This is a genomic window from Halogeometricum sp. CBA1124 (genome assembly GCF_009741955.1).
Lineage (GTDB): Archaea > Halobacteriota > Halobacteria > Halobacteriales > Haloferacaceae > Halogeometricum > Halogeometricum rufum.
Map to the genome: position 1 here is coordinate 1 of NZ_WPCD01000201.1, position 6,635 is coordinate 6,635.

Annotated in this window: 7 protein-coding genes and 2 pseudogenes; 1 reads left to right on the forward strand and 8 read right to left on the reverse strand. The window is 67.2% G+C overall.

Features of this window, described 5'->3' with window-relative positions; all coding sequences use genetic code 11:
- A partial coding sequence (locus tag GJ632_RS17940) for a hypothetical protein (protein ID WP_191453664.1) occupies window positions 1–316 on the reverse strand: 316 nt, incomplete at its 3' end.
- Window positions 317–371: 55 nt separating this feature from the next.
- Window positions 372–1,619, reverse strand: coding sequence for an HAD family hydrolase (locus tag GJ632_RS17945; protein WP_089806803.1), 1,248 nt, complete (start codon window positions 1,617–1,619; stop codon window positions 372–374).
- Window positions 1,620–1,714: 95 nt separating this feature from the next.
- Here GJ632_RS17945 and GJ632_RS17950 point away from each other — a divergent pair.
- A pseudogene (locus GJ632_RS17950) lies at window positions 1,715–2,154 on the forward strand (DUF5799 family protein).
- A gap of 27 nt (window positions 2,155–2,181) precedes the next feature.
- On the opposite strand, the gene GJ632_RS22405 reads toward GJ632_RS17950, so the two are convergent.
- From GJ632_RS22405 to GJ632_RS17975, 6 genes and pseudogenes are all read right to left on the reverse strand, one after another.
- Window positions 2,182–2,331, reverse strand: coding sequence for a hypothetical protein (locus tag GJ632_RS22405; protein WP_197428074.1), 150 nt, complete (start codon window positions 2,329–2,331; stop codon window positions 2,182–2,184).
- 79 nt (window positions 2,332–2,410) lie between these two features.
- Window positions 2,411–3,403: a class II fructose-bisphosphate aldolase gene (fba, locus tag GJ632_RS17955; protein ID WP_089806806.1), complete on the reverse strand. Its 993-nt coding sequence runs from the start codon at window positions 3,401–3,403 to the stop codon at window positions 2,411–2,413.
- Between the two features lie 241 nt (window positions 3,404–3,644).
- Complete coding sequence (locus tag GJ632_RS17960; protein ID WP_191453665.1) at window positions 3,645–4,115, reverse strand: PTS fructose transporter subunit IIB; 471 nt, start codon at window positions 4,113–4,115, stop codon at window positions 3,645–3,647.
- Window positions 4,112–5,811 (reverse strand): annotated as a pseudogene (gene ptsP, locus GJ632_RS17965) (phosphoenolpyruvate--protein phosphotransferase). The gene GJ632_RS17960 and the pseudogene ptsP overlap by 4 nt, the downstream one beginning before the upstream one ends.
- 4 nt (window positions 5,812–5,815) lie before the next feature.
- Complete coding sequence (gene ptsH1 / locus GJ632_RS17970) at window positions 5,816–6,085, reverse strand: phosphocarrier protein HPr (RefSeq protein ID WP_089806812.1); 270 nt, start codon at window positions 6,083–6,085, stop codon at window positions 5,816–5,818.
- Window positions 6,085–6,549, reverse strand: a complete 465-nt coding sequence (locus GJ632_RS17975) for a PTS sugar transporter subunit IIA (RefSeq protein WP_089806814.1) — start codon at window positions 6,547–6,549, stop codon at window positions 6,085–6,087. The genes ptsH1 and GJ632_RS17975 overlap by 1 nt, the downstream gene beginning before the upstream one ends.
- Between the last annotated feature and the right edge of the window lie 86 nt (window positions 6,550–6,635).

Genomic DNA, 6,635 nt, shown 5'->3' on the forward strand with positions numbered 1-6,635 from the left:
CGCCGACGACGGCGAGTGCGAGGGGCGGCAGGTAGTAGGTGAACGCGTCCTCGTCGTTCGCGGCGGCGACGCTGATAGCGAGGCACGCCAGGAGGACGACGAGTTTCAGGCCGACGAGTCCGGCCTGTCCGAACGTCTCGACGGCGACGCGGACGAGGACGTTCGCCTCGTTGACGGTGTCGCTGAAGTGGATGAGGGCGAGGGTCGTCACCACGTCGCCGACGCCGTACGTCGCGGTGGCGAGGAACCAGAGGTTCGTGAACTCCCGTTCCTCGAACGGCGTTCCCCGCAGCGTCCACCGCGACCCGTCTGTCATCGGTCGAGACGACGGGCGGGTCCTATAAGAAGATTGACCCATGACTGTGGCGAAATTACCGCTGGTCGAGCAGGTTGAGGACGTAGACGGTTCGGAGCATCGACGCCGCGTCGCCCCGGTCGTACACCAACTCGTCGGTCTCCAGCACGTGCGTCAGGACGTCCTGTGAGGCGTGTTGCGGGGCCGCGGCGATGCCCGCGTCCGCGTCGGCGGCCCACTCCATCACCCGCAGGTCGGACTTGCTGTCGCCCATCACGAGGACGAACGGGTCCTCGACGCCGAGGACGTCGAGGGCCGCCCGCACGCCGTTCGGCTTGTTCAGTTCGAGCGAGCCGATTTCGGCGGCGTCGGCGTGGTAGTACGCCACGTCGATGCGGTCGAACAGGTCGCGGACGGCGTCCGGCACGTCGGCGGCGTCGCGTTCGGGTGCCGCGCCCTCGGCGTCGAGGACGTCCGCGACTTCCGGGTCCGCGTCCGCGTAGTAGGCGCGCGCCCAGTCCTCGGCCGCGTCGGTCTCCACGTCGCCGTCTACCGCGGCGGCGACGGCCCGGCCGAGGAGGTCCACGAGGTAGACCAGTCCCTCGTCGATGACCGCCTCCGCGGGGTCGCTGCCGATGTCGAAGTTGGGCTTCAGCGTGATGTTGAACTCGTTGCCCTGCAGGTGGACCGACTCGCGCAGGTCGTCGGGGGCCTGCGGGAGGACGCGCGAGCGAACCTCCGAGAACACCTCGCGGACCGTCGGGTCGAGGTCCTCGTACAGCAACTGCTTGGTGGTCGACCCGTGCCCGGGTGTGAACACGCCCGTCCCCGCCTCGTAGACGATGCTCACGTCGCCGGAGTGGACGAGTTCGTTGCCGAGTCCCTGGATGGTGAACCCCTTCACGTTCTCCAGCGTCTGGCCCGTGCAGATGACGATGGGGACGCCCGACTCGTGGAACTCCGTGAGGAGGTGGAGGGCGTCGCGCGGAATCTCGTTGTCCGTGCGGCCCGCCGAGCGAAGCGTCTCGTCCACGTCGAGGACGAGGGCGTTCACCGCACGGCCGTACTTCGAGTGCAGGTCGAGGGCGGTGAACGTCTGGTCGCGGTTGGCCCGGGCGGCGATTTCGGCGAACGTGTCGCCCGCGGCGAACGCGTCGCGAATCGCGTCCTTCCGGTCCTCCAGTTCGTCGCTGGCGTCCTGCCAGTAGTCGAGGGCGATGCGGGAGTCCACCGGCGGGAACAGATCCACGAAGTCCTGTAACTCCCGGAGCGTGTCCGCCTCGAAGTCCTCGTACAACCGGTAGAGGAGGTCGTAACGTTCCATACGACTACCCCTGTACTGCGTGCAGAAAAACTGTACCCGTACGGCGATTCCTGCGTGGGGAAACGCTCAAACGCCTCGTACACCAACGCCGACACATGACTGACTGGACAGACAGCATCGTCGCGACCGGATGACGGTGGACCGCGAGTTCAACGACCGGGTCGCCGCCTCCGACTTCACGAGTCAGGAGTGGGGGCTCATCATGACGGCGACGGAGTTCGAGATAGAACACCCCGACGACCCCGAACGGGCGCGCATCGTCGCGGACACCGAGAAACTCCCGCAGATAATGCCCGAGTTGAAGAACGTCCGCTCGCAGATGGCGCAGATGGGCGGCGCGCCGGACGACACGTCCTCGTCCGGCGGCGGCCTGTTCGACTCCATCAAGGGCGCACTCGGACTCGGCGGCGACGACGGTGACGCCGAACGGCAGGCGGACGCCGAACGCCTCGTGCAGGAGTACGCCGACGAGTTACAGCGTCACCTGGAGTCGAAGGGCAAGTGGGAGCGGGTCAGAATCGCGTATCAGGAGTAGTCGGCGGTCGGACGCGACGTGGACGGCTCAGACCTCGTCGCCGGAGTGGAACAGCGTCAGTTCCTCGGCCTCGTAGATGTTGATGAGTTCCGTGACGATCTCGTCGTAGTCCTCGTCCTCCTGTCGGAGAGAGTCGAGTCGCGCCACCGTCTCCTCGTTGAGGTGTATCTGGGGCATACGAGTCGGTAGGACAGCGTGCGACTTAAGCGCGGGGGACGGCCCGGGCCAAAAAACGGTGGACGCCGTCGGGGAAGCGTCAGACGTACCGGCTCTGGTTCGCGCTGCCGGAGACGTGCGTCAACTCGGCGTGGACGTCCGCGACTCGGTCGCGAATCTTCCGGCCGACGACGCGCGGGTCGAACACGTCCTTGTTCGGCGACCACTCCGTCTCGTTGAAGAACGTGTCGCGGGCGTCCTCGGTGTCCTCCGGCGGGACGATGGCCTGCGGGTCCTCGCGGTAGTGGTCGAACGCCGTCCGGGTGTACTCGTACTGGTAGCGCGTGTCCTTGTTCACCTTGCAGATACCGTGCTGCAGCATCGACTGCAGTTGGTCGGGTTGGACGCCCGAAGAACCGTGGAGGACAAGCGGCGTGTCCAGTCCGTGGTCGCGGAGCGTCTCGCGGATGTCGCGGGCGAGGTCCGGGCGGAGTTCGAGGTCCTTCCCCTTCGCGACGCCGTGTTGCGTGCCGACGGAGATGGCCAGCAGGTCACAGCCGGTCCGGTCGACGAACTCGACGGCCTGTTCGGGGTCGGTGTAGAACGCCTCCTCCGCCTGCACCTCGTCCTCGACGCCCTTTATCTGGCCGAGTTCGGCCTCGATGAGCACGTCTGCGCCCTTCTCCTCTTTCATCTCGACGACCTCTCGACTCGTCGCGACGTTCTCCTCGAACGGTTCGTGCGAGGCGTCTATCATGATGGAGGAGGGGATGCCGAGGTCCATCTGCGCCTCGATGAACTCCATGTCCGACTGGTGGTCCATGTTGAGGAAGACGCCGATGTCGTACTGCTCGGCGATGGTCTCGACGTACGACCCCATCGCCTTCAGTCCGGAGACGGCGTCGCCGTTCCCCGCGAAGGACGCGGCGCCGCCCGATAGCTGTAAGAGCAGGTCGGAGTTCTCGCGCGACGCGCCCTCCATCAACCCCATCATCACGTTCGGTTCGGCGATGTTCGAGGCGATGAGACCGAATCCCTCCTCGAGTGCGTCGTCGTACACCTTAGCGAGTTCGTTCCCGCGGTAGAACGGCACTGTGAGTCACCTGCTTCGGCGTTCACGTGCAGGCATTATAACGTATGCGGAGCGCTTTCGTTTCTGCCCGTTTGCCGGTTCCGGCGTCAGATGCTGCGAACCGCGGAGATAGCTACCCGAATCCGGATGAATCTCTCGCCGCCTCGACAGTCGCGTGAACGCGGGTGTTCGTCTCTGTCCGCTTCTGAAAATTCGGTACTCGGACGCGAGTCAACGTTCGGTCGCGAACGCGTCGGCGGGTTCAGGAGAACAGCTTCTTCAGGCGGGCGAACAGGCCCTTCTCTCGGTCGCCGCCGCGCCGTCGCTGTTGCGGTTCCTGCGTCTCCGTCGCCGCCGTCTCGGACCCCGCCTCGTCGCCGCCGGCGTCCGTCGCCTCGCCGCCGACTTCCACCGTCCCCGTCTCGTCGTTCTCGACGAGTTCTGCGGCCCGTTCGACGAGTCCCTCGGCGTCGTTGACGCCGTCTTTGACCGTCCCCTTCACCAGCGGTTTGCCCTCGAAGCGGTCGCGACTGACCGCCGTGTCGGAGGCGATGATGACCGCGTCCGCGTCGGCGACGTCGTCGGCGGTGAGTTCGTTCTCAGCGCCCATCGCCCCCTGCACTTCGACCTTTATCTCGTGCCCGAGTCGCTCGGCGGTCTGTTCTAAGTTCTCTGCGGCCATCTGACTGTGCGCGATTCCCGTCGGACACGCGGTGACTGCGACTAGCTTCATGATTCTGTGTTCTCCGTTAGCACTCGTCTCACTTCGTTCTTCGTTCGGGCCGAGAGCGCTCGTTCGGCCAGCGCTCTCGCGTCTCCGGTGTTCGTCTCGGTCACGGCCCGCTTGACCTGCGGCACCGTGACCGCGCTCATGCTGAGTTCGTCGAGGCCGAGACCGAGGAGCAGTTCGGTCAGGTCCGGGTCGCCGGCCATCTCGCCGCACATGCCGACCCAGACGTCCGTCCCCTCGGTGGCTTCGACCGTCGCCCGGATGGCGCGGAGCACCGCCGGCTGGTGGTAGTCGCCGAGTTCGGCGACGCGTTCGTTGCCGCGTTCGGCGGCCATGACGTACTGGGCGAGGTCGTTCGTCCCGATGCTGAAGAAGTCCACCTCGTCGGTCAGGGCGTCGGCCATGAACGCCGCCGAGGGCGTCTCGACCATCACGCCGAACTCGGGGACGGCGTACTCGACGCCCTCACGCTCCAAGTCGTCGCGAACAGTTCCAGTCGCTCGCGGGCCGCCGTCACCTCCTCGACGGTCGAGACGAGGGGGAGCATCACCGCCAGGTCGCCGCCGCGTTCGCTCCCCGCGGCGCGGAGGAGCGCACGCAGTTGCGTCTCGAACAGGTCGGCGTCGGGGCCGAGCGACCGCCGGATGCCCCGTTCGCCGAGGAACGGGTTCTCCTCCTCGGGCAGGTCGAGGTAGTCGATGGGCTTGTCGCCGCCGACGTCCAGCGTTCGGACGACGACGCGGCCCTCGGGGAACGCCTCCAACGCCTCGACGTACGTCTCGTACTGTTCGTCCTCGTCCGGCGGCGACTCCCGGTCGAGGAACAGGAACTCGGTCCGGAACAGGCCGACGCCGTCCGCGCCGCGTTCGGCGGCCGGAGCGAGGTCCGCCTCCGTCCCGACGTTGCCGGCCACCTCGACGGGGACGCCGTCCGCCGTCGAGACGGGGTCGTCCCGAATCTCCACGTCGGCCTCCTCGGCGGCCGCCTCGCGCGTCTCCTCGTCGGGGTCGACGACGACGACGCCGTCGGTGCCGTCCACGACGACGCTCTCGCCCTCGGCGACGTCGTTCAGTTCCTCGCCGACGCCGACGACGGCGGGCAGGGCCAGCGACCGGGCGAAGATGGCCGCGTGCGAGGTTCGCCCGCCCGTGACGGTGACGAACCCGGCGACGCGTTCGGGGTCCAACTGCGCGGTGTCGCTCGGCGTCAGGCGTTCGGCGAAGACGACGCTCCCCTCGGGCAACTCCGCGAGGTTCACGCGTTCGCCGCCCGAGAGGACGCGCACGAGTCTGTCGCGCACGTCGCGCAAGTCGTCCGCGCGTTCGGCCATCCGGCCCTCCATCCCCTCGAACTGCTCGACGAACCGGTCGAACGTCCGTTCGACGGCGTGTTCGGCCGGGAGGCCGTTCGAAATCTCCTCCTCGACGCCCTCGGTTATCTGCGGGTCGTCGAGGAACTGGACGTGCGCGTCGAACACCGCCGCCTCGTCCTCGCCGACTCGTTCGGCCGTTCGTTCGCGTTCGCGCTTCAGTTCCTCGCGCGCCGACGTGCGCGCCTCCTCGAACCGTGCCGTCTCGGCGTCGGCGTCGACCGCCTCGGGGGCCGGCGGGTCGTCCAGTTCCGCGTCGGGCGCGTACCAGACGACGGTGCCGACACCCGAGAGCGGGGTGACGCCGATGCCGTCGAATCGCCGTGTCATCGCGTTACAGTTCGTCCTCCGGCGTCGAAAGCACTTCCTCCAAGGCGTCGAGTGCCTCCTCGGCGTCGTCGCCCTCCGCGGAGAGGCGGACGTTCTCGCCGCCCGAGACGCCGAGTCCGGTGACGGCGAGCATGCTCGCGGCGTTCACCATGTCGCCGTCCTCCGGGCCGACGCGAATCTCCGCGTCGAACTCGTTGGCCGTCTCCACGAACACCGACGCGGGACGGGCGTGCAGGCCGTCCTCGGGGACGACGGTGACGATTCGCTCGGGCATCAGTTCACCGCCTCCCGGACCGTGTTCTGGACCGTCTCGGCGTCCTCGGCCTCCAGCAGTTTCTCGCGGACGTCCTCGTGCATGAGGGCGCGCGAGAGCGAACTGAGAATCTGCAGGTGTTCCTCGCCGCCCTCCTCGGGGACGAGAATCATGAATAGCAGTTTCGCCGGCTTGTCGTCCATCGCGTCGAAGTCGATTCCCTCCGCGGAACGCGCGAACGCCACGGAGGGAGCCTCAACGGCCGTCGTCTTGGCGTGGGGGATGCCGATTCCCATGCCGACGCCCGTCGTGGCCTCCTTCTCTCGTTCCTGCAGGTCCGCGAGGGCCGTCTCGCGTTCGGTCACGCGACCGTTCTCCACGACGAGGTCCAACAGGTATTCGATGGCGAGTTCCTTCTCTGCGGGCGGTTCTTCGAGCGAGATGTGCGCCGTCGGCATCAGGCGGTCGATTTCATCTTCGAGCATTTTCGTGCGAATATGTGAACGGCTGGGGTAAGGTAGTTGTGTTGGCGGCCGTCTCGGCCGGTCGGTCGTCGGTGTCGTCTGTCGTC